The sequence below is a fragment of the Humibacillus sp. DSM 29435 genome (assembly GCF_001758225.1).
GTDB lineage: Bacteria > Actinomycetota > Actinomycetes > Actinomycetales > Dermatophilaceae > DSM-29435.
The window spans coordinates 25,291-47,522 of record NZ_MAST01000022.1 but is presented as its reverse complement, the minus strand read 5'-3'; the positions used below and the strand labels follow the sequence as shown (position 1 = coordinate 47,522).

Below are 22,232 nucleotides of genomic sequence, written 5' to 3'. Positions count from 1 at the left end.
ACGGGACGCCGTTCCGGCATCCGTTCGTCGGCGTGGTGGTCGATCACTGGTACGAGACCATGAACGGCTTCGGCCGCTTCGCCATCGTCTGAGCCGGAGTCAGCATCGGCTCGTCCTCGTCGTAGAAGTTCTTCCAGCCGAACGGCATCCCCTTGGGGGCGGCGCCGGTCACACCGCGCCAGGTGCCGTCCTTGAGGGCGGGGGTGCCCTGGCCGTCCATGTGCACGAGCACCTGCACCTCGTCGCGACCGGTGTCGATCCGCTTCTCGTCGCGCAGCATCGAGAGGCGGAACTGGTGCAGCACCAGCAGTTTTTGCGGCAGTGCTTCCTTCGAGGTGAGGTCAGCCAGCCAGGTGATCACCGAGTTGACCTCGGCGGCGTCGACCCCCCCGATCTGGGCCAGCGGGCGCTGGCCGGGGGCGAGCTTCCACTCGGGGTCGAGGGCCAGACCCACGTTGGGCAGCAGCAGCAGGTCGCGGTAGCGCTTGGCCTGGTCGAGGAAGTCGGCACGGCCCGGTTGGAGGTCGAGCACCACGTACACCCCTGCCTGGCGTGCCGCCTCGACCCAGGGCCGTAACGAGCTGACGCTTGACTCGCCCGAGTAGTCGCCGTCGGGGCCGGCCTCCCGCTGCGCCGTCGTGGCGATGATCTCGAAGGCGGGAACGACGGGCTCAGTGCTCAGCGGGGCATACTCCGCAGCCAGCTTCTTGGCCCGGCTGATGCTGGCCGAGAGACCCTGCTCGCCCAGCACCCCGAGGCTGGACGTGCCCGGGTGGCCGTAGAGCGCCACCAGCCGCCGCCCGGGGAACAACGTCTGACCACCACCGGGAAGCTGGATGCCGGTCTCGGCCACCCGCAACCGGGCGCTCAGCCGGTCGACCGGGCCGAAGGCGTCACCGACGGCCAGCACCTGCTTCGGCCGGCTCTTGGCCAGGGCCGCGATGGCGGCCGGGTCGGCGCGCGGGTCGTTACCTGTCACCGGTACGACCGCCGCCCCGGCGGCTGCGGCCGAGGCGGTCACGGCCGCCGAGCCCGACCCGTCGTCGCCCTTGCGCACCAGCACGGTGAGAGTCGAGTTCGCCGGCCCACGTGAAACGGGGGGGAGCCCTCCGGGCTCGGTGACGACCTGCACGTTCGGTACCCGGCTCAGGCGGCGAGCCAGCGAAGGGCTGGTGGCGAGCACGGACCGAGCGCCCAGCCGCGCGATCTCGGCCGACAGCGCCGGCTCCAGCGTCGATGGCGTCGGGGCACTGGTGGAGCCGACGGCCGGGGTGGCCGGGGTAGATGTGGTGGCTGGGGTCGACGGCGAGGCGCCGGAGCCGGTCTGTCCGTCGGCATCGACGAGCAGCAGCGGAACCCCCAGGCGGGTCGCCGCTGCCGACCCGTCGCGCAGGCCGGCCTCGTCATCGGACGGCGCCACGACGACGACCGGCGCCGTGGCGAACAGGGCTCGGCTGATGGCCAAGGACAGTTCACCCGCGGTGCCGGTCGGGATGATCGCGACCGCCTCGGTCGTCGTGGCGAGGGTCGCAGCGGGTGCGTTCTGGACGGCATCCGAGTCGCTGGACGTACTGGACCGGGCCGTGCCGGAGATCCCCGGGCCCACGTCACCCGGGGCGGCCGTGCAGCCGACCGCCGAGCACGTCAGAACGGCCGCCAGGCCGACGGGCGCCGCGGTTCGGGCCCAGCGCCGACGGGAGGACCGTGAGGCGGTACGAAAGGGTTGGTGCATGTTCAGATCTCCGGTCGAGGGGATGCTGCAGGGTCGTTGCCGTCAGGGTCGTTGCGCCCAGGGTCGTTGCTGTCAGGGTCGTTGCGCCCAGGGTCGTTGCGCCCAGTGTCGTTGCGCTCAGTGTCGTTGCGCTCAGGTCGAGATCCCTCATCGTGCGCGGTCGATGGCGACACATCGGTACCGACACGCGGCGTTGGGCCTGCTGTCGACGTGGCGGTCGTCCGGTCGGCCGGGTCAGCACCGGATCGTGGCGGCAGGGTCGGAGGCGGAGTCGAGACGCTTGCCGTAGGCGTCGCCGCCGGCCCTGTTGACGGCGGCGCAGACAGACGTGGCGGTCTTTCCCGCGGGTCGGTAGACGGCGTAGATGTGATCGCCGGCAGCGGTTGACTGTCGCAGCGAGGGGCAGGCGCGGTCGGTGACCAGGTACGACGCTCCCGGGTGCGCTTTCAGCAGGGCGTCCACGTCGCGACGGTAGCTTCTGGGGTTGGTGGCCGAGCCGAGCACGACGATTCCCGAGCTGTCGCATGCCGGCTCGCTGATCGGGGTGGCAAGGCCGAGGTCGGCCGCCCGGGCGCCCGACCCCACCGAGTCGGGGTCGCAGGTGGTGAAGTAGGTGAGCAGTTCGTCTGGAACCCCGTCGGCCTTGGCCTCGGCCCGGCACCGAGCGCTGGGCTGGACGTCGAAGATGTTCCAGGCCCCCTTCGACAGGTGCACAAACGCCGATGTGTCACCCGGGCCGGGGGAGGAGATGGAGGCCCATTGCCCGGCACAGACATCCACGGTGATGTTCTTGCGTTCGACGTCGGCGGCGATCTTCGCGGGGTCGCACGCCGCGGGCTGTGGTGCATCAGTCGCGGCCTCCGTCGAGCTCACCGAGGCGCTGGACGTACCAACGGCCGAGGTCGGATCAGACGGCGTCGCCGTGGGTACCGACGAGCTCGACGGGCCCAGGCCGGTGGCTGAGCTCGAGCTGCCGGACGTCGGGGGAGTGGTCTTCGCCGCACTGCTGTCGGGCGGGCTGGAGCTGCAGGCGGTGGCGGTGGCGGCGGTGGCGGCCAGCGCCAAGGTCGCCATCAGTCTCAGGGTGCTTCTCATCGCGCGGTTCCTCTCGTCGGTCGATCGGGCGGAGCCCTGCCGTCATTGGTCTCAGCTCAGGAGCGCCGTCTCCCCTCGGCCGTCGGCCGCCGACGGAGTGGTGCTGCAGGCCCGGAAGTAGGGGAGCAGCTGTTTCGGCACACCCTCGGCCTTGGCCTCGGACTGGCAGCGGGTGCTGGGCTGACCGTCGAAGACCGTCCAGTGGCCCGATGAGCGATGGACGAACTCGCTGGTGTCACCTGGCCCGGGCGTGGAGACCAGGGCCCAGTCGCCGACGCACACGTCGACGGTGATGCCGACGCGCCCGGTGTCGTTGGTGATCGCCGTCGCGTCGCAGCCCGTGGTGGTCGGGGAGGTGCGGGTCGTGGGTGGCGTCCGGACCGAGGTGGACGCGGGTGGCGGCGGAGGCGCGGTCGAGGTGCGTCTGGGGGTGGTCGTCGTGGGTGAGCCGGGTGCTGGAGGTGGTGCGGCACTACGAGAACTCGTCGCCGGGGGCATCGGGGGCACGGTGGAACTGATCGCCGGTCGTCTGGTAGTGCTCGCCGGAGGGCTCTCGGGCACCGTGGTCACGGGTGGCATGGTGGTCACCGTCGGCACCGTGGTCACGGTCGGCGCGGGCTGGTCGGTGCTCACAGGCGTCTGGACACTCATGGTCACCGAGTCCGAGGTCGCCGGTGGCAGCGGCTGTTGACGGATGCCGGTCGTCACCGCTGCGCCCACGAGCAGGGCGGCGGCCGCCACACTCGCCGCCGGAACCCACACCCGGCGTGAGCGCCGACCGGCCCGGCGCGTGATCTCGCCCCACCGTTCGTCGTCAGCGGGCAACGGTTCGACCTGATCGCGCTCGCGGTCGAAGTACGCCCGCAGCGGGTCGTTGTCGTGGTCAGTCATCGCACATCCTCCAGCCGGGGAGCGAGCAGAGCTCGCGCGTCGAAGAGATAGCGCTTCACGGCCCCGTCAGACAGCCCGAGTGACGTCGCAACCTGGGCCACGCTGAGGTCGGCGAAGTAGTGCAGCAACACGGGTAGCCGCAGTCGGTCGGGAAGGGACTGCACGGCATCCTGCACGCTGAGGGTGGTCGCGTGCTCAGCGACCTGGGCCTCGGGCGGCGTCGACGAGGCGAACCTGCGGTAGGCGCGCGACTCTCGTTCGCGCTTTCGCCAGTGGTCCTTCACCTGGTTGCCGACGCAGGTGTAGAGCCAGGCCCGCGGGCCGGTCACCTTGGGCCAGTGGCGCAGCAGCCGCACGAAAGCCTCCGTCGCCAGATCGTGAGCCAGATCGGGGTCGCCGACGAGCCGAGCCGCCCACCCAGCGAGCTGGGCGTACTCGGCCGCGTAGACGGCATGAACCTCCGCCTCGGCCGAGACCGGGCCGCTGTTCACTCGGCTCACCAGTGGCGCCCCCTGCATCCAGTCGATGGTCGTCACACCCCTTCCGACGCCGGTGGCGGTGCGGCGGTTGGGTCACTTTCCGATGCGATGTTGAGTCGTACCCAGCGACGGTGAACCACGGATGAACGGTGGGCCACATCGAGGGTACGCAAGCCCGCGGGCCCAACCTCACTCACCGACCGTCGTCTGCGCCCTGCCGGTCACCTCCCCTTCCATCCTCGAAGCCGCCTCCCGCGCCCCACCGACCGAAACGCGGCGTACCTTCCCGGACTGGACGGCGGCGGCACGTCGAACGACTGTCGGCGCCCGCATCCCAGGTCGCGCGAATGGCCCTCGGTTGGTGGCAGCCACGTCGACCTCGAGACGCTGCAGGACGCCTCCACCCTCGACAAGGCGGCGTTCGTGTCTGCGATGGGCGAGCTGCTCGCGGGCAACGTCGTGATCCGCCGTGGCGACCGCTTCGTCGTCCGCCACGCGCTGCTCGCGACATCCGAATATGCGGATCTACGACTGGGGCAGTGAGGCCACGGACCCGTGGTACCTCTCCGACGCCATCCACTTCACGGCCCGGGGTTACATCGAACGGGGGAGACGGATCGCCGATGCGCTCACTCGGGCGTTCCCTGCTGCTGGAGCTCGCGGACCCGGATGCCTCGTGCGGAGGGGCTGCCCCCGGGCCCCACCCTGACAGACGTCCCATCACGTGCATCGATGAGGTGCCTGCGGTCGATTGGCGGCACCTGGGCACACCCGATCGACAGGTCAGGGCTCTGGCGAGGATGTCGTAGGTTCTGCTGGTGGGTCGGTGCCCAAGCTGGTGCGCCAGTGTTGCCAGGTGTGCCAGGTGACGCCGGTGGTGGTGATGGTCGCGGTGAGGTGCTTCTCGTGGACGTAGATGTGGTGTCGCCGGCACAACAGGGCGAGGTTGCCCAGGCAGGTGGTGCCGCCGTCGACCCAATGTTTGACATGGTGGGCGTCGGTCCACTGCGCGGGGGTGGAGCACCCCGGGAAGGAGCAGCCCTTGTCGCGCAGCCAGAGGGCGGTGCGCATGGCGCGGGTGACGAGCCGTTCCTCCCGACCCACATCGAGGGGTTGGGAGTCGGAGCCGAGGACGACGGGGATGATCGTGGCGTCGCACGCCATCCGGCGCACGATGGCCGCGCTGAGCACGTCACCGCTCAGGCACGACCCGCTCCCGCCCTTGCCCGTCGCACCGTTCTTCCCGGCCGAGCCCTTGCCGCCGCCGCGGGTGGCCCAGTCGGGTGGGCAGCCGTGCGCGAGGAAGTCCCGCAGGGTCTCGAAGTTGATGGTGACCACGATCTTGGCTTTGTCCGTGCTCGGTGCCTGACCGGGCGCCGTGACACCGCGGGCGACGAGGTCGAGCAGGGCGTCCATCCGGCGCTGGTGGGGTGGTCGGGGGTCGTCCTCGATCTTGACCCCCTTGTCATCGGTGAGGGGGCGGGGCGCACTGAGGGGGTCGATGGCGGCTTTGAGGGTTGCCGCGCCTTCGGGGTCGAGGGTGCCGGACAGTCCGACCATCCCGGCCGCGTTGGGGCTGGTGAACCACAACCCTCGGCCGTCGCGGCGTTTCTGGTCGTGTTCGTCCGCGTCCTTCGGGGGGCGGACCTGGTCGGAGAGCTCACGGGCGAGCTTCGCGAGCTGTTCCCACCGCAGCAGGGGCGCTTGGTCGGTGAGGTGGGTGACGGCCTGGGCGAGGTCGTCGGGGTCAGCGACCGGCTTGAGGCGGTGGAAGAAGTCGATGACCTGCGCGGCCTTACCCACCGTCACCCGCCCGCCCGTGCTGGTGGTGACGGCGTCATGCAACTGGGCCCACCGGGGCTCGTTGAACGCTGCCCCACACGTCACGACCGCTTTGGCTGCGCTGGCGGTCAGAGTGGGATCGACCGTGCGCAACCAGTCGACCCGACACAACCCACCCGGGGAGGCCACCCCGCGGGCCTCGAGCTGGGTCACCAGCCGCACCAGGTTGAGCTCCTTGTGGTGTTCCACGGCGCCGAGTTGGGTCACCGACTCGAGCAGGTCGGTCTCGCTCATCCGGGCCGGTTCCATTCTGGGCCGGTCCAGGCTCGCGGCGGCGAATGCGAACCCCGACGCGTACGCCCCACTCACGTTTGACCAGTTCGCCCAGTGGATCGTCAACGGCGCCGGGAACTCCCGGACCGGCACATCCTCGCCGGCCGAGGCGGCCTCCGGCGAGATTGGGTCAGTGGCACCCAGAACAGGGCCGGCGGCATCCGCCGGAGCCGCCTCTGCGGCGTCCGACGGAGCCGGCTCTGCGGCATCCGGGATGGGCGTGGACCAGAACCCAGCGCCTGCGATTCCTCCGTTTCGGCGCTGGGTCGACTCGAGGTCGGCCAGCTGCTGCCGGAGCCTCTCGAGAAGCGAACCCGTCGTGTTCATGACTCAAACCCTAGAGGCCACCACTGACACTGCCCCACCTACGAAACCCGCTTGTCCACAACCGAACTCGCCTCTCGGCTCGGGTGCCGCTGGCGCGGCGCTGCGCGGTCGGCACCTGCCCAGTGCCAGAGGTGCCAACCGCACGCTGGGCTGTGCGTCTGGCACCTCTGAGCCCTCGAAGGTGCCAACCGCGCGGCACGAAACTGGCCCCTCGGGTCGGTACGAAAGTGGCCACTCGACTTGGGCGGGTGGGGTAGCGGTTCGCGGGCGTCTCCTCATTCCTGCTGACCGAGGCGGTGGCCGAGAGTGCGCAAGGGCCCGAGACCCATGGGGCCGAGCCGCAGCAGGTCGGTGAGAAAAGCGCGCTCGTCCCACCTGGTGCCGGCCACTGAACGAGCGTGAGTGCGGATCGACTCGAACTCACGAGCGCCGACCCTGAAGGCCAGCGCCTGGGCCGGCCAGCCCAGGTAGCGGTCGACCTCGAAGCGGGCCATCGACGGACCGAGACCGGTGACCGTGCGCAGAAAGTCGACCGCGACGTCGTACGACCATTCCGTGGCCCCCGACAGGGCGGAACCCCCCGCGAGCCCGCCGCGGCGCGACCGGTCGGCCGGGATCGGCAGACCGAGGTGCAGCCCCATGTCGATGACGATGCGGGCCGCCCGCCACGCCTGACCGATGAGCATCCCGAGCCGTTCGGCGGGGTCGTCGAGCAGCCCGATCTCGGCGCACCACGCCTCCGCCCAGTGGGCCCATCCTTCCGCGTGGCCGTGCACCTGACACAGGTGGCGCTGCCAGGGGTGCAAGCCCGGGGTGGTCATGGCGGTGACGATCTGGGTGTGGTGGCCCGGCACGCCCTCGTGGTGGAGCGTCGTCGCCTCGCGCCAGGTGCGGGCGCCCACAGCGGGGTCGACGGTCCACCACACCCGCCCGGGCCTGGTCAGAGCCGGGTCGGGCTCCGCGTAGTACATGACGCCCGATGCCGCACTCGCCATGCGGCATTCGGGGCGGCGTAGCGGCTCGGGTGGCAGGTCGAGGTGGCGGCCGTCGACGTGGTCGGCGATCGACAGCATCCGAGCGGTGAGCCAGCTCTCGACCTCCTCACTCGAGCCGAGAAGCCATCTGGGGTCGGCGTCGAGGGCCGCCACGGCGGCATCGAACCCGTCGGGATGCAGCTGCCGGGCCAGCGCGTCGGCCTCGGTTGCGATGCGGTCGAGCTCGCTCCACCCCCAGTCATAGGTCTCGACGAGGTCGACGTCACAGCCGAGGAAAGCGCGGGCTGTGTGGGTGTACAGCTCGTGGCCCACGGCGTCGGCCTCGGGCGCGACAGGCAGCAAGAGGCGCTCGACCTCGTCGGCGAAGCGCAGGGTCGCTGCCGAGGCGGTGTGGCCGGCGGCAGCGGCACGGTCCTGAAGAGCAGTGGGGGCCGCCCCCGTGAGCAGCCCGTAGAAGTCGTCGTCGTTTACCCACCCTCGACAACGGCGCGCGATCTGACGCACCTGCCGGGCGCCCACGACGTGGCCGCGGCCGGCCGACCGCACCAGGGTGGCGAGGTAGTCATCGTGGGCTCCGGCCACGGCGCCGAGCGTCTCGATGACCTGTTCCCACTGCGCTTCAGTGTCGCGCGGTAGCTGGTCGAAGGTCGTGCGCACGGTGTCGACGGGGGTGGCGAGAGGGGCGAGGAGGCGTTCGGTGAACCCGCAGTCGACGAGGTCGATCTCGGCGTCGAGGCGTTCACCGAGCACGAGCGTCAAAGCCTCGTCGTCGCGGGAACGTCGGTGCGACAGTGCTTCCCGGGCAACGCGGGCGGCACCGACCCGGTCGTCGAAGGCTCCGGGGGAGAGCATCGGCAGCACTGCCGTCGGGGCGACCCCCGCGATGGCAGCGGCATCCGCGTCGGTGCGGGCAAGCGCGGCCACGTAGGTGTCTGCGACCTCTCGTGTGGTCATCGCGTCACCCGCGGGAGGGTCTCGCTGCCGAGCAGTCGGATGCCGTTCAGCCCGTCGACGCCGTGCGGCGTACCGAGCTCGACCCGGTCGGCGCCGGCGTCGAAGAGCTCGTCGATACGGGCGGCGATGTCGCTGGGGGTGCCGGCGAACGCGAACCGATCGAGCAGATCGTCGGGTACCGCGGCGCCGGCGGCGTCGTGGTCTCCTGACCGCACCGCCGACGCGATGCGCTGCCTGACCTCGGTGGGAACGGTGACCGTGGGGTCGAGGCCGGCGACCACGTCGAGATAGAGCGCGACCTCGCGTCGGGCGAGCGCGCGTGCCACCGACCGGTCGGGGTCGCACACGGTCACCGCGCCGACCACAACGCGGGTCGGCGACATGCCGAGCCAGCCGCGCATGACGCCCACCATGTCGGGATTGGCGGTGCCGCCGATCTTCACCTCCTCGGCGCAACCGGAGGCCCAGCGCGCAGTGCGCTCCCCCCAGGTGCCGACGAGCAGGTCGACCGGGCGAGAAGGCAGGGGAAAGCGCAGGCGAACCCCTGGGGCGAGACCGAGCACGTCTCCGGCGAAGCCCTCGTCGTCGCCGGCCAGCAGTCGCCTGATGATCTTGACGCTGTCGGACAGCCGGGCGATCGGGCGGGAGGTATCGACCCCGAGGCCGTCGAGCCACGCCCCCCGGGCCAGACCGACGTAGGCACGACCCCCTGAAGCGAGATCGAGGGCGGCGACCTGACCCGCGATCTCGACCGGATGGGTCAGCAGCGGGTTCTGGCACGCGGCACCGATGCGCACCCGCGACGTGGCCGCCGCGATCGCCCCCAGCGCCAGCGCCGGTGGCTGGAAGCCGAGATCGGCGAAGACGCTGACGCCGTCGAAACCGAGGTCTTCGGCGGCGCGGGCGAGGGTGGCGTATGCGGCCGGGGTCTTGTCGGTCTGCAGGGCGATCGAGACCTCCCGCGCACCCGTCGGCTGCCGGTCGGGCCGGGTCGTCACGTGAGGTCCTCGGTCGCGTGCCGGCGAACCGGGCCGCTCTCGATGCGCATGACGAGCCGCTCGTCGGGGTCGGGGCAGGCGGCCTCACAGTCGCTCGAGAGCCAGTCGCCTGCGCTGAGCGCGCGCTGTTTGGCGGGAAGCAGCGGCAGCACCGCAGCGAGGGCGTAGAGACAGAAGTGCCCGCCCGGCGGCATCCGCAGCTGGCTCGAGCTGGTCACGGTGAACTCGTCGCCGACGCGCAGACCACAGACCGAACGACCCTCGATGCGGTCGACCACCACCCGCAGGTCGGCCAGCACGGTCACGTCGTCGGTCTCGGGTCGATCGCTCATGGGGCCAGTCTGCCGCGAGACAGCGCGGCCGGGGCACCAGACTCGCGGGCGTGGGTGACGCGCCGGCTACCGGTCAGGCTACGGTCGGAACGTGGTCAGACAGGCCCGTCGGTGGGCTTTCGCTCGGCATCGGTCAATGGCTGGCCAGCGAGAGCCCGGTTGTGTCACACACGAGGAGGGTCTTGTGAAACGGCTTTCCCGAGAGCACCTTCCACTTGCTCGGTGCGGTGTCCGGCTCCCGCCCGACCCTGGGCTCGCGGAGTCCTTGGGAATCGTGCACCTCGGTATCGGTGCCTTCCACCGTGCCCACCAGGCCGTCTTCACCGAGGATGCCGCTGTCACGGCCGACGAACCCGGCTGGGGCATTTGCGGAGTCACGCAACGTTCGCGCAAGGTGGTCGAGCAGCTGCGACCCCAGGACGGCCTCTACACGGTGCTGGAACGTGGTCAGCGCGAGGTCACGGCCAGAGTCGTGGGGCAGGTGCGCGAGGTGCTCTTCGCCGCCGAGGAGGGCGAGCGGCTGCTTCAGCTGCTCGCCGACCCCGCAACGCGCGTCGTGACGCTTACGGTCACGGAGAAGGGCTATCGGCGAGGCGAGCACGGTGGCCTCGACGTGGGCGACGACGCCATCGCCCACGACCTTGCCGTCCCCGGCCGTGGGCAGGCCGGTAGCCGCAGCGTCGTGGGCCAGCTGGTGCGGGGCCTGCAGGCGCGCCGGAACACCGAGGCCGGGCCCGTCACCGTGCTCTCGTGCGACAACCTCCCCGAGAACGGCCAGGTGGTGCAGGGTCTGCTCGCCGACTTCTGCCAGGCTCTTCCCCCTCGCGAAGGGGAGCAGACCGCTGCGTGGATCGCGGAGCACGTCAGCTGCCCCTCCTCGATGGTCGACCGCATCGTGCCCGCCACCAGCAGCCGTGACCGTGCCGAGGCCACGGCCCTGCTCGGGGTGCGGGACGAGGCCCTCGTCGTGGCCGAACCCTTCCGGCAGTGGGTCATCGAGGACCGCTTCGCGGCCGGGCGCCCGGCGTGGGAGCGAGCCGGAGCGACGCTCGTCGACGACGTCGTGCCCTACGAGCGGCTCAAGCTGCGCGTGCTCAACGGCACCCACTCGATGTTGGCCTACCTCGGGGCCCTCGCGGGTCACGAGACCATCGCGCAGTCGGTGGACGACCGCGACCTGCGCACCAAGGCGTTGCGGCTCGTGGTCGACGACGTCGTACCGACGCTTCAGGCGCCGGACGGTGTCGACGTGGTGGCTTACGCCGAGGAGGTGCTCGACCGGTTCGCCAACCCGGCGCTCGGTCACCTCACGACCCAGGTCGCCATGGACGGCTCACAGAAGCTCCCGATCCGTCTGCTCGGGACCGCCCGTGACCGGCTGGCCACCGGGGCCGTGCCCGAGTCGGTCGCCTTGGCGGTGGCTGCCTGGATGGCCTACATGACCACGGGTCACGACGTCACCGGTCGCCCCCTCCCGCTCGACGACCCCCTCGCCCACCGCCTGCGGCAAACGGTGGCAGGAGCGCCCGGCGACCCGCGGTCGATCGTCGAGGCGCTGCTCGGGGTCACCGAGGTCTTCGGCACCGACCTGATCGACCACGCGGCCTTCAAGCAGGCGATCACCACCCAGTTCCGAGAACTGATCTGACGTGGCGGGCCGACCGGTGCGCGCCGGCGCCCCTCTGCGACGATGAGCAGGACGCTCACCCGGTGAACGCCGGGCGAGCTTGAAACCGGAGGACTTGACCGGAAGGCACCGTCATGAGGATCAGCTCGGCCGACGTGGTCGTGACCAGCCCCGACCGTAACTTCGTCACCCTCAAGATCACCACCGACGACGGGCTCACGGGCTTGGGCGACGCGACGCTGAACGGTCGAGAGCTCGCGGTGGCCGCCTACCTCACCGAGCATGTCGTACCCCTCATCATCGACCGCGACCCGCACCGCATCGAGGACACCTGGCAGTTTCTCTACCGCAGCGCCTACTGGCGTCGCGGGCCTGTCACCATGGCGGCGATCGCGGCGGTCGACATGGCCCTGTGGGACATCAAGGGAAAAGCAGCCAGCCTGCCCGTCTACCAGCTGCTCGGCGGCGCGTCCCGAACCGGCATCCGGGCCTACGGGCACGCCAGCGGCCTCGACCTCGAGTCGCTCTTCGACTCGATACGGATGCACCAGAGCCTCGGGTTCACAGCCATCCGGGTGCAGACTGCGGTCCCCGGCCTCCGCGCGGTGTACGGGGTGGCCGCCTCGGCAGGGGAGGGGACGCGCTATGACTACGAGCCGGCCCGCCGCCAGGCCCTGCCGGCCGAGGAGGACTGGGACACCGCCGCCTACCTGCGGCATCTGCCGACCGTGTTCGACGCGGTGCGAGCCGAGTTCGGCCCCGAGCTCACCCTGCTGCACGACGGTCACCACCGGATGACGCCGAACCAGGCAGCCCGTCTCGGCAGGTCCCTCGAGCCCTACGACCTCTTCTGGCTGGAGGACTGCACGCCCGCCGAGAACCCGGAGGCGTTGCGCCGGGTTCGCTCCCAGACCACGACACCGCTGGCGATCGGCGAGGTCTTCAACACGGCCTTCGACTACCAGACCCTGATCACCGAGCAGCTCATCGACTATGTGCGGTCGGCGGTCACCCACACCGGGGGCCTCACCCCGATGAAGAAGCTGATGGACTTTGCCGCGATGTACCAGATCAAGTCGGGCATCCACGGCCCCACCGACATCTCGCCGGTCGGTATGGCGGCGGCCCTGCACCTCGACCTCGCGATCCACAACTTCGGCATCCAGGAGTACATGCCCCACGGCGAGCTGACGAACGAGGTGTTCCGGCAGAGCTTCAGCTTTACCGACGGCGACCTGCACCCGGGTGAGCAACCCGGCCTCGGGGTCGAGCTCGACGAGGGGGCCGCTGCTCGCTTCCCCTACGAGCGGGCCTACCTCCCCTTCAACCGACTTCTCGACGGGACGGTGCACGACTGGTGAGCGAGACAACGGACATGACGACACCAACAGCGCCCGAAGCAGCCCGTGCGGCCGGTCAGGCCACGGTCACGGCCCACCCGGGGTTCGTGGTCGCGCCGGTACAACGACGAGTCTTCGGGTCGTTCGTCGAGCACCTGGGTCGGTGTGTCTACGAGGGCATCTATGAGCCGGGGCACCCGACGGCTGACGAACGAGGCTTCCGTGGAGACGTTCTCGAGCTCGTCAAGGAGCTCGGCGTCAGCGTCGTTCGCTACCCGGGCGGAAACTTCGTGTCAGGGTTTCGGTGGGAGGACTCCGTCGGCGCACCGGAGCGCCGACCCACCCGACTCGATTCGGCCTGGAAGTCCACGGAGACCAACCAGTTCGGTCTGCACGAGTTCATGGCGTGGCTCGGCGAGGTCGGTGCCGAGCCGGTCATGGCGGTGAACCTCGGAACCCGAGGCCTGCAGGAGGCGCTCGACCTGGTCGAGTACTGCAACCATCCCGGCGGCAGCGAGCTCTCGGAACGCCGGATCCGCAACGGGGCCACGGCGCCGTTCGACATCAGGCTCTGGTGCCTCGGCAACGAGATGGACGGTCCGTGGCAGCTGGGTCATCTCAGCTCCGCCGACTACGGAAAGCTGGCCGCTCGTACCGGCCAGGCCCTCAAGCGCTTCGACCAGACGCTGTCGCTCGTCGCCTGCGGCAGCAGCGGCCGGGGTATGCCGACCTTCGGTGCCTGGGAGGCCGAGGTGCTCGGGCGCTCCCTCGAGGTCGTCGACTACATCTCGGCCCACGCCTACTACGACCCTCACGCCGTCGACCGGCAGTCGTTCCTGTGCAGCTCGGTCGACATGGACCAGTACATCCACGCCGTCGTGGCCACGGCCGACCACGTGGCGGCCGCCAAGAAGTCGAGCCGGCAGACCATGGTCTCGTTCGACGAGTGGAACGTGTGGCGTCAGTCCGACTTCGGTGGCGAGGACCACCTCGAGTGGTCTGACCGGCCACCGCACCTCATCGAAGAGGAGTACACCGTCGACGACGCCGTCGTCGTGGCCTCACTGATCATGACGCTGCTGAACCACTCCGACCGCGTGGGTCTGGCCTGCCAGGCCCAGCTCGTCAACGTCATTGCACCGATTCAGACCCAGGCAGGTGGGCCCGCCTGGCGCCAGAGCATCTTCGCCCCGTTCGCGCTGATGTCGAGATACAGCCGGGGAACGGTGCTCGACCTTCGGGTCAGCGGGCCGAGCCTGACCACGACCACCTACGGCGATGCCGCCGCGCTGATCGCGTCCGCCACCCACGACGCCAAAAGCGGGGCGGTCGTGCTCAGCCTGGTCAACCGCTCCGAGTCCGAGGCCATCGACACACGACTCGACCTGACCGCGTTCGGCCCGCTGGAGGTCGTCGAGCACCTCGCGATGGGCGGTGGCGACCCGACCCTCACGAACACGGCCGACCACCCCGACCGCGTCACGGCACGGCGGGTGCGCGACACCGATCCCGACGGACTCACCGGTCTCGTGTCGGGAAGCCCGTCGCTGAGCGTGGACGCGGCATCCTGGCACCTGATCCGCCTCACCGCGCACGACTGAAGACGCAACACGCGAGGCCGACGGTGCGGCTCAGCCCACCACGGCCAGCTCCGCGTCCGGCTCTTCGCTGGGCTCCCTGCTGACCGGCCCACGCTGTTCCTGGTCGGCGGTGTGGAAGTCTTTCGTGCGGATCAGCGCGAAGGCAGCGACGGCCGTGATCAGGGCGACAGCCGCTGCGACCAGCAGGATGCCGTTGAGCGCTGACGTGAAACCGGTGGCCGCGATCTGTTCGACGACCGGGATCTGCACCTTCGGGAACTTCGGTAGCGCGGCCTTCAGCTGACCGGACTGAACAAGAGTGGCCAACGACTCGCCGCGGCCGGCGAGAGCAGTTCCCGCGGTGGCACTCGTGACCGCGCTCTCCAGACGAGAGGCGAAGAGGGTGCCGAGCAGCGCGATTCCGGTGGCGATGCCGACCTGGCGGAAGGTGCTGTTCACACCCGAGGCCATCCCCGCCAGGCGCGGAGGCACCACGCCGACGGCCGTGGAGGCCAACGGGGGGTTGACCATGCCGACGCCGATGCCCGCCACGACGAACCCGGGGATCAGGTGAGTCCACGACGACGAGGCATCCAGCCCGCGCATGAGCAGCATGCCGACGCCCGTCAGGGCCAGACCAGGCCCGATCAGCAACCGTGCCGGGAGGTGAGAGCTGAGACGGCCCGCGACCCCTGAGACGACCAGGATCGCACCGGACAGCACCAGCAGCCGGAGGCCGGTCTGCAGGGCGGTGTAGCCCAGCACGTTCTGCAGGTAGAGCGTGAGGTAGAGCAGCATCGAGAAGATGCCGGAGCTGATGCCGAACGCAGCGATCGCACCGCCTGAGAAGGTCGGTTTGCGGAACAGGCTGAGGTCGAGCATCGGCGTGGCGGTATGCATCTCGAAGAGCACGAAGGCGACCATCAGCGCCGCTGCCGCGATGAAGCAGGTGACGACGACGGTGTCGCCGAAGCCCTTCTGTCCCGATTCGATGAGTGCATAGACCAACGAGCTCAGTGCTGCGGTGAAGACCGCAAAGCCGATCCAGTCGGGGCCGTGGGCCTTGGGGTTGCGCGACTCGGCAACCTTCAGCACGGTGATCACCAGTGCCGCGATACCGATCGGGATGTTGACGAAGAAGATCCACCGCCACGACAGCGACGAGACCAGCACGCCCCCGACCACCGGCCCGACTGCAACGGCAACACCGGTGATCGAGCCCCAGATGCCGAACGCCGTGCCTCGGTCCTTGCCCTGGAAGGCGCTGGCCAACAGGGCCAGTGAGACGGTGAACATGATGGCGCCGCCGACACCCTGCAGGCCGCGGCTCAGCTGCAGCACCAAGGTGTCCTGGGCGATGCCACACAACGTGGAGGCCAGGGTGAAGACCATCAGGCCGACGATGTAGAGCCTGCGGCGGCCGAAGATGTCAGACAGCGATCCCGCCGTCAGCAGCAGTGCAGCCAGCGTCAGGGCGTACGCGTCGATGACCCACTGCAGGTCTGCGAAGCTCGAGCCGAGCGACGACTGGATGTCGGGCAGTGCGACATTGACGATGGTGACGTCGAGCAACAGCATGAACGTGCCGAAGCAGACCCCCGTCAAGGTCCACCACTTGTTGCCCTCCGGGCCGCCGACCGGGGCTTCACCTCGTGGGTACCGGTGTCTGCCGGGGCGAGCGGTTTCGTGGGCGCCAGGCATGCGTACTCCTCGATCAGCGGGGAAGACCGTACGTGTCGACGCCGATCGGTGATGTCATCCAACTATCAACCGGAACGTTTGCCGGCGTCGGCCAGCGCTCGCCAGACGAGGGAATATGCTAAAAATACTGATGTGAACGCGGATTTCGTCATCCTTGACGACCTGGACAGGTCGATCGTTCGCGCCCTGCAGGTGGCGCCGCGTGCCTCGTTCAGTCATCTCGCCGACACCCTGGGCGCCTCGGAACAGACCGTCGCCCGACGGTACCGGCGGTTGCGGGCCGCGGGGGTGGTGCGGGTGACGGCCGTGGTGAACACGGAGGCGCTCGGGGAGAGCACCTGGGTGGTGCGGATCAGGTGCACCCCGAACGGCACGGCGGCGCTGGCTCAGGCTCTGGCCAAGCGGCAGGACATCGGTTGGGTGTCGATCGGGGGCGGCGCGGCCGAGGTGGTGTGCGTGGCCCGTTCCCGATCGGCTGCAGACCGGGAGGATCTGCTGCTCGGACAGCTCGCTCGAACCGCACCGGTGCTGGGAATCAGCGCCGCGATGACCCTCCACCAGTTTCGGGCCGGGCGACCCGACGACTGGGCGGGGCTGGCCGGCGCGCTCACCAGCCGACAGGAGGAGGAGCTGAGATCGGTGGCGGGGGGCGCGGACGGGGCGAGGACGCCGATGTCGCCGCTGTCCCCGGTGGGCGACCCCACGCAAGGCATTGAGATCGACGACGGAGATGAGGCGATCCTGCGTCAGATGGTGTTGGACGGTCGGTCCAGCTACGCGCAGCTCGGTGCCTGTGCGGTGATGAGCGAGGGGCGTGCCGCACGTCGGCTCCACCTGCTGCTGCAGCGCGGAATCGCGGTGGTGGACGTCGACCTGTCGTCCGAGGCCCTCGGGTGGAAGGTCACGGCCCAGCTGTGGATGACCACTGCTCCCGCAGATCTGCACGCCTGTGGCACGGCGCTGGCACAGCTGCCCGACGTGACCTTCGCCGCCGCAGTCACCGGGCCGCACAACTTGACGGCGGTGGTGGTCTGCCGCGACCACCGCGCGCTCTATCGTCTGGTGACCGAGCAGGTCGGTGCCGTGCCCGGCATCCGCACCCTCGAGGTGTCGCCACGCACCCGCGTGGTCAAGCAGGCCGGCGCCATGGTCGCTCGGGCCCGTCTTGCGACCTGAGCACGTCTTCAGGGTTGGGTAGCCATCCGGTAGTGCCTCGCCACGACGATGGCGGCCTGCTTGCCGTAGATGCAGTAGTCGTCGTTGCTCGCGGCCTGGGTCACGTCGTACAGCTCGGCGGGCCAGTCCCACAGCATGAAGCCGCCGACCCACGGGCGACGACCGGCTGCGGTGAGCATCTCGTCGAGGTAGTCGGCCTGCACCTGCTCGTTCGGCTCGCCGACGAGGGTCCAGTCGTTCGGGCGTGCCTGTGCTCCATCGCGGCTCGGGCAGCCGGCCTCGAGGAAGCAGAACGGCTTCCCCTCACGCTCGACGACGGCCTGGATGCGGTCGAGCTGGGTCTCCCACTCGCCGCTGGGGTAGTAGCCACTCGCCGAGATGACGTCGACGGCATCCCACCAGCTCACGTGGTCTTCCTGGTACTTGTCGCAGTTGTAGGTGATCGGCCCGTGGTAGACCGCACGCACCTCGCTGATGAGCTGACGCCACAGCGCGTCTTGGGAGTCGGCCCGCACGGTCTCGCACCCGATGCAGAAGAGCTCGACCTCGAGCTCGGCGGCGAGACGGGCCTGGTGCACGATGTACTCGCTGTACGACGCGAACCAGTCGCCCCAGGTGGGCTCGCCAGGGACGTCCCAGTCGAAGAAGCCGATGTAGGCCCGCCAGGTTCCGTCGGCGACGTTGACCATGGGCTTGAGGCACACCTTCAGCCCCTGTGAGCGGGCTCGGCCCACGGCGGCGCGAACCTCGTCGTCGGTGAGCGAAGGTGCCTCGCGGAACGGGACGGTGGTCGACTGGGCCGTCTCCTGCACGGCGGCGTAGGCCAGCGTCACCCAGTTGAGGCTGAGCTCGCACAGGGCTGCCATCGACTGCTCAGCCGTCTGGGTTGTCCACGTACCTCGAACGCCTGGGTGGCCCCAGGTCATGCCGCAGACCGGCTCGTCCCAGCCGTCGGCGCGGAAGGCTCTCGTGGCAACGTTCGGCTCGCTCATGTCATCTCCGGAGGTCGAGGGTGGTGGATCGAAAGGGTGGTGGGTCGAGCGCTGGTGGCGCGTCGAGCGGTGGTGGGTCGAGCGGTGGTGGGTCAGAGTGTGATCGGGAGGATGCAGGCCGGGCTGTTGACCCGGGCCGCCTCGCCCAGGTGCTCGAGGGACCCGCTGCGGTGGTCGGAGTGCACCAGGTCGATCGCGTTGCCCCGTTCGGCCGCGACGTAGAGGAACGACCCGACGACAGCGAAATGGCGAGGCCACGCGCCGACGCGAACGCGAGCGACGAACCGCAACCCGTCGTCGTCAACCGCGAAGGCGCTGACGCAGTCGGCCCCCCGGTTGCTCAGGTAGAGCACGTCACCACCCGGGGCGACCTCGAGGTGGGCCGGATAGGTGCGGGTACCCCCTGGGCCCACGGGCCCCTGCGCCGCAGTGGCCGACTTTTCGGCCTCCGCCGAGTGGATGCCGTGCGGCAGGTAGGTGAGGTTTGAGCCGAGCTCCCCTACGACGACCAGGGCGTCGTCTCGATCGTCACCGGCGGACGGGCGGGCCAGCGCGGCCACCTGACGCGGGCCCGTTCCAGGGGGCAGCATGACGGTCTCCACGAGACGCGCCGGCCCCGCCGCGTCGATGCGGTACCGGGCCACCTCGTCGGTGCCCAGGTCGGCCACGAGAAAGGTGCCGTCGCGTAGGTCGAGGGCGAGGTGGGGGTGAGGTGCCTCCTGCCGGTCCGGGTCCGGGCCGGACCCGTGCCGTGTGACGACGGCGAGGGGCGAGCCGGCGTTGCCCCGCCGATCGACGGGTAGCACCGCCACGGTGCCGTCGCCGTAGTTGCTCACGAGGAGGTGCTCACCGTCGGCGGTCACCGCGCAATGGCACGGGCCCGCGCCGCCGCTGCTGACCTGACCCCGCAGCACGAGACGTCCGTCGGGCGTGATCTCGAACGTGGAGACCAGACCGTGCTCAGCCTCGCTCACGGCGTAGACGAGCGGCAGGCTGGGGTGGGCGGCCAGATAGGAAGGGGACTCGAGCAGATACTCCGACCGCAGCTGCAGAGCGCCGCTGACGGCATCCCGCGCGAAGGTGGTGATGCCGCTACCGGAGCCGAGTGGGGGCGTGTAGGAGCCGACGAGGAGGAAGGGCTGTGCAGTCATCTGTGCGCTCGCTCACTCATCGTCCAGCCCCTGAGGGGTTAGGCCCAGCAGCCGCCCCGCCTTAGAACAGTCGAAGAAGCCGCCGAAACCGTTCTCACCGTTGAGGTCGCGGCGAAGCGGGACGTCGGGGTAGTGCTCGCGCAGCAGTTCGGCGGTCGGGCGGGGCGCAGTCGTCGTCGGCGCCACGACGTAGATGACCTCGCTGCCGACGAAGTCGGCGTGCACCGCGGCCAGGCAGGCGGTGGCAGCGTCGGCGAGGGCGGTGTAGCCCCACAGGTCCTTGGGAGCGGTGGGCGGCAGGCTGTTCTTCCACTCGACGAGGTGGGCGCGGTCGCGCACCAGTGCGTGCAGGCGGAGGGAGACGATGGTGGCATTCGGGTCGCGCCGGGCGAAGTCGGCCGCCTGCACCTCACCGATCCACTTCGAGAGCGAGTACGGGTCCTGCGAATAGCTCGGGTGGTCTTCGGTGACCGGGAACCAGTCGTAGTGCGGGCGCTCGCTGTAAGCGCCGCCGACGGCGTTCACGCTCGAGGCGAGACAGACCTTCCGGATGCCGTTGGCGGCGGCCGCGAGCAGCGCGTTGTAGCTGGCGATGACGTTGTTGTGGTGCACGGCCGGCTCGGGTGCCATCAGCGGCGAGATGATCGCGGCCAGATGGATGACGGCGTCGCACCCCTGCACCGCGCCGCGGACCGCGGGGTAGTCGGTGAGGTCGACCTCGACCCGTTGCAGGGCATCGTCAGTGACGGAGCTGACGGAGGCGGCCAGGTCGGGGGCGCCGGCCCGGTCGAGGGCGGTGACGTGGTGGCCCTCGGCGAGCGCGGCACTCGTCACGGCCACACCGAGCATCCCCCTCGCCCCGGTGACGGCGATCTTCACGGGCTGTCCTCCGGCGTAGGAGAACTCGGCCCGCTGTCGGTCGTCGGGTGCTCACGGTAGGCCGCCTCGCGCAGACCCTTGAGATACCCGATGGCGAACAACCGTCCGTAGGGGGAGTAGCCCGGGCGGAGGTTGCTGTCGCCCGCGACGGTCGGCACGTGGTCGGGGCGCAGCACCCCGTCGAAGCCGACGTCGCGGTAGGCCTCCAGGCAGGCCAGCAGGTCGGTGGGGCCGTCGTCGTGCCAGGTCTCCTCGAACGACTCGACGGTTCCCCGCACGTCGCGCATGTGCACGAAGAACACCTTCCCCTGCTCAGCGAAGTGCCGGATCGCCATGGGGAGGTCATCGGTCATCAGACGAAAGTTGCCCTGGCACAGAGTGATTCCGTTGACCGGGCTGGGCACCAGCGCGAGCAGCCGGTCGTAGTTCTCGAGGCTGCTCATGATGCGTCCGATGCCCCGCAACGGAGACAGGGGCGGGTCGTCGGGGTGCATGGCCAGCTTCACGCCGGCCCGTTCGGCCACCGGAACGACCCGTTCGAGGAAGTGCTGCAGGGTTCGCCAGAGGGTCTCCTCCGACAGGGCTCCCCACTCGGTGCCCGGAGCGTCGGCCAACAGGGCGGCGTCGAAACCGCTGACCAGCGACCCTCCACGGGAGGGTACCTCGGTGTTCGTGCGCACCCAGTTGAAGTCGGCCATCCACTCGTAGCACCACACCGGGATGCCCAGTCGGCCCATGTTCTCGATGAGCATGCAGACCGTGTCGATCTCGGCCTCGCCGCCGGGAAGACCGCGTTTGGCGTTGTTCAGGGGAGGTCGTGCCTCGATGACGGCGAGCTCGAAACCGTGGGACTCGTAGAGCTGCTTCATCCGCAGCAGCGGCATGAAGTCCCACGGCGCCTCACCGTCGGCCAGTGTCTGCGGTGCGGGCAACCCACCCACGGCGTGCCGGATGCCGGCCTGCTTCACGATCGGCCAGAGCACCCCGTCGCTGGGGTCGGGGGGTAGGAACTCGGCGATCTGGATCATCCGGCGGGCCCGCCCCGCTCGGAGCGCCACGACCGGAAGGCCGCCTCGATCGGCTCGGCCCACGGTTCGACGTCGATCTCGGCACTGGTGAAGGTTCCGTCGGCGATCCGGCCCTTGCCGAACTCGTCACGAACAGTCACGTCCTCGGCGACGTCGGCCACTCGCTCGGCCAGCTGGGCCGGGATGAAGATCACCCCGCTCGGCGTGCCCAGCACGATGTCGCCGGGCAGCACGGTGGCCTGGCCGATGCGCACCGGCAGGTTCACCCCGGCCAGCACGACGTCGGCGATGGCCGTCGGGTGCGTGCCGCGACAGAACACGTTGACGCCCTCGAGCTCGCGCAGCCCGGCCAGGTCACGAACGCCGCCGTCGATGACGGCTCCCACCCCGGTGCGTACGGCGACGGCGGTGCCGAGGTTGTCGCCGATCACCGTGCCCTCGGCGACCTTGCCGAAGATGTCGGTGACCATGACATCTCCGGGCTGCAGCAACGAGATGACCCAGGAGTTCTGCTTGTCGGCCTCGTGGTGCCCCTCGCGGGCTCCGGCCTTGACCACGGCGGCATCGAGATCGGGTCGGTACGGCAGGAACTGGGAGGTGAGGGCCCGACCGACGATGACGGTTCCCGGATGTGTCTGTAACCACTGGCCCGAGAACTGGAGGTGGTAGCCCGCGTCACGCAGCACGGCCCAGGCCTGCTCCGTGGTGGCGGCGCGCAGGCGGTCGAGAACGGCATCCGGCACGCGGGGGCGGCCGTCGGGAAGCCGGTCACCGTGCCAGGCGTGGGTGAGCTCGATGACGTAGGCGGGTTCGGGTGCGACGTGCATGAGGTTCGAGGTC

General features: G+C 70.0%; 18 protein-coding genes. 4 read left to right on the top strand and 14 right to left on the bottom strand.

The window, feature by feature from the left end; all coding sequences use genetic code 11:
• Nucleotides 1–43: 43 nt before the first annotated feature.
• The 8 genes from BA895_RS13840 to BA895_RS13795 all read right to left on the bottom strand — a co-directional run bounded on the left by BA895_RS13840 (nt 44) and on the right by BA895_RS13795 (nt 9,918).
• Nucleotides 44–1,732, bottom strand: coding sequence for a hypothetical protein (locus tag BA895_RS13840; RefSeq protein ID WP_083283348.1), 1,689 nt, complete (start codon nt 1,730–1,732; stop codon nt 44–46).
• A gap of 234 nt (nt 1,733–1,966) precedes the next feature.
• Nucleotides 1,967–2,827 (bottom strand): hypothetical protein, encoded by an 861-nt coding sequence (locus BA895_RS23965; RefSeq protein WP_175442329.1) that lies wholly within the window; start codon nt 2,825–2,827, stop codon nt 1,967–1,969.
• Between the two features lie 51 nt (nt 2,828–2,878).
• Complete coding sequence (locus tag BA895_RS23960) at nt 2,879–3,718, bottom strand: hypothetical protein (protein ID WP_175442328.1); 840 nt, start codon at nt 3,716–3,718, stop codon at nt 2,879–2,881.
• Nucleotides 3,715–4,254 (bottom strand): RNA polymerase sigma factor, encoded by a 540-nt coding sequence (locus tag BA895_RS13820; protein WP_217493904.1) that lies wholly within the window; start codon nt 4,252–4,254, stop codon nt 3,715–3,717. The genes BA895_RS23960 and BA895_RS13820 overlap by 4 nt, the downstream gene beginning before the upstream one ends.
• A gap of 726 nt (nt 4,255–4,980) precedes the next feature.
• Entirely contained in the window at nt 4,981–6,639 is a 1,659-nt protein-coding gene (locus tag BA895_RS13810) for an HNH endonuclease signature motif containing protein (protein ID WP_070192481.1), read from the bottom strand.
• 275 nt (nt 6,640–6,914) lie between these two features.
• The gene (locus BA895_RS13805; RefSeq protein ID WP_070192480.1) at nt 6,915–8,588 is read right to left on the bottom strand and encodes a DUF885 domain-containing protein; all 1,674 of its coding nucleotides are present in this window, start codon (nt 8,586–8,588) and stop codon (nt 6,915–6,917) included.
• Complete coding sequence (locus tag BA895_RS13800; protein ID WP_070192479.1) at nt 8,585–9,586, bottom strand: LLM class flavin-dependent oxidoreductase; 1,002 nt, start codon at nt 9,584–9,586, stop codon at nt 8,585–8,587. The genes BA895_RS13805 and BA895_RS13800 overlap by 4 nt, the downstream gene beginning before the upstream one ends.
• Nucleotides 9,583–9,918 carry a TIGR04076 family protein gene (locus tag BA895_RS13795; protein WP_070192478.1) on the bottom strand — a complete coding sequence of 112 codons (336 nt, stop codon included), beginning with the start codon at nt 9,916–9,918 and terminating at the stop codon, nt 9,583–9,585. The genes BA895_RS13800 and BA895_RS13795 overlap by 4 nt, the downstream gene beginning before the upstream one ends.
• A gap of 184 nt (nt 9,919–10,102) precedes the next feature.
• Between BA895_RS13795 and BA895_RS13790 the strand changes: the two genes are divergently transcribed.
• The 3 genes from BA895_RS13790 to BA895_RS13780 all read left to right on the top strand — a co-directional run bounded on the left by BA895_RS13790 (nt 10,103) and on the right by BA895_RS13780 (nt 14,486).
• Nucleotides 10,103–11,566, top strand: coding sequence for a mannitol dehydrogenase family protein (locus BA895_RS13790; RefSeq protein WP_217493903.1), 1,464 nt, complete (start codon nt 10,103–10,105; stop codon nt 11,564–11,566).
• Between the two features lie 113 nt (nt 11,567–11,679).
• Nucleotides 11,680–12,906, top strand: a complete 1,227-nt coding sequence (gene manD / locus BA895_RS13785) for a D-mannonate dehydratase ManD (RefSeq protein ID WP_070192477.1) — start codon at nt 11,680–11,682, stop codon at nt 12,904–12,906.
• A 14-nt stretch (nt 12,907–12,920) separates the two neighbouring features.
• Nucleotides 12,921–14,486, top strand: a complete 1,566-nt coding sequence (locus BA895_RS13780) for an alpha-N-arabinofuranosidase (protein WP_070192476.1) — start codon at nt 12,921–12,923, stop codon at nt 14,484–14,486.
• 30 nt (nt 14,487–14,516) lie between these two features.
• Here the strand turns inward: BA895_RS13780 and BA895_RS13775 are convergent, their stop codons facing one another.
• Nucleotides 14,517–16,166 (bottom strand): MFS transporter, encoded by a 1,650-nt coding sequence (locus BA895_RS13775; RefSeq protein ID WP_070192475.1) that lies wholly within the window; start codon nt 16,164–16,166, stop codon nt 14,517–14,519.
• 132 nt (nt 16,167–16,298) lie between these two features.
• On the opposite strand from BA895_RS13775, the gene BA895_RS13770 reads away from it, so the two are divergent.
• Nucleotides 16,299–17,342 carry an Lrp/AsnC family transcriptional regulator gene (locus BA895_RS13770; RefSeq protein ID WP_070192474.1) on the top strand — a complete coding sequence of 348 codons (1,044 nt, stop codon included), beginning with the start codon at nt 16,299–16,301 and terminating at the stop codon, nt 17,340–17,342.
• Nucleotides 17,343–17,350: 8 nt separating this feature from the next.
• Here the strand turns inward: BA895_RS13770 and BA895_RS13765 are convergent, their stop codons facing one another.
• The 5 genes from BA895_RS13765 to BA895_RS13745 form a co-directional block, all read right to left on the bottom strand.
• Nucleotides 17,351–18,334: a 1,4-beta-xylanase gene (locus BA895_RS13765; protein WP_070192473.1), complete on the bottom strand. Its 984-nt coding sequence runs from the start codon at nt 18,332–18,334 to the stop codon at nt 17,351–17,353.
• Nucleotides 18,335–18,426: 92 nt separating this feature from the next.
• A complete protein-coding gene (locus BA895_RS13760; RefSeq protein ID WP_070192472.1) occupies nt 18,427–19,485 on the bottom strand; it encodes a beta-propeller fold lactonase family protein in 1,059 nt (352 codons plus the stop codon).
• 12 nt (nt 19,486–19,497) lie between these two features.
• The gene (locus BA895_RS13755; RefSeq protein ID WP_083283343.1) at nt 19,498–20,364 is read right to left on the bottom strand and encodes an NAD(P)-dependent oxidoreductase; all 867 of its coding nucleotides are present in this window, start codon (nt 20,362–20,364) and stop codon (nt 19,498–19,500) included.
• Nucleotides 20,361–21,422 carry a mannonate dehydratase gene (locus BA895_RS13750; RefSeq protein ID WP_254666470.1) on the bottom strand — a complete coding sequence of 354 codons (1,062 nt, stop codon included), beginning with the start codon at nt 21,420–21,422 and terminating at the stop codon, nt 20,361–20,363. The genes BA895_RS13755 and BA895_RS13750 overlap by 4 nt, the downstream gene beginning before the upstream one ends.
• Nucleotides 21,389–22,219, bottom strand: a complete 831-nt coding sequence (locus tag BA895_RS13745) for an RraA family protein (protein ID WP_070192471.1) — start codon at nt 22,217–22,219, stop codon at nt 21,389–21,391. The genes BA895_RS13750 and BA895_RS13745 overlap by 34 nt, the downstream gene beginning before the upstream one ends.
• Nucleotides 22,220–22,232: the final 13 nt, after the last annotated feature.

Bases quoted from the DNA above. Each gene is read 5' to 3' on its own strand.
- BA895_RS13765 (WP_070192473.1), bottom strand. From the start codon at position 18,334: ATGAGCGAGCCGAACGTTGCCACGAGAGCCTTCCGCGCCGACGGCTGG.
- BA895_RS13780 (WP_070192476.1), top strand. From the start codon at position 12,921: ATGACGACACCAACAGCGCCCGAAGCAGCCCGTGCGGCCGGTCAGGCC.
- BA895_RS13805 (WP_070192480.1), bottom strand. From the start codon at position 8,588: ATGACCACACGAGAGGTCGCAGACACCTACGTGGCCGCGCTTGCCCGC.
- BA895_RS13795 (WP_070192478.1), bottom strand. From the start codon at position 9,918: ATGAGCGATCGACCCGAGACCGACGACGTGACCGTGCTGGCCGACCTG.
- manD (WP_070192477.1), top strand. From the start codon at position 11,680: ATGAGGATCAGCTCGGCCGACGTGGTCGTGACCAGCCCCGACCGTAAC.
- BA895_RS13840 (WP_083283348.1), bottom strand. From the start codon at position 1,732: ATGCACCAACCCTTTCGTACCGCCTCACGGTCCTCCCGTCGGCGCTGG.
- BA895_RS13760 (WP_070192472.1), bottom strand. From the start codon at position 19,485: ATGACTGCACAGCCCTTCCTCCTCGTCGGCTCCTACACGCCCCCACTC.
- BA895_RS13810 (WP_070192481.1), bottom strand. From the start codon at position 6,639: ATGAACACGACGGGTTCGCTTCTCGAGAGGCTCCGGCAGCAGCTGGCC.
- BA895_RS13775 (WP_070192475.1), bottom strand. From the start codon at position 16,166: ATGCCTGGCGCCCACGAAACCGCTCGCCCCGGCAGACACCGGTACCCA.
- BA895_RS23965 (WP_175442329.1), bottom strand. From the start codon at position 2,827: ATGAGAAGCACCCTGAGACTGATGGCGACCTTGGCGCTGGCCGCCACC.
- BA895_RS23960 (WP_175442328.1), bottom strand. From the start codon at position 3,718: ATGACTGACCACGACAACGACCCGCTGCGGGCGTACTTCGACCGCGAG.
- BA895_RS13745 (WP_070192471.1), bottom strand. From the start codon at position 22,219: ATGCACGTCGCACCCGAACCCGCCTACGTCATCGAGCTCACCCACGCC.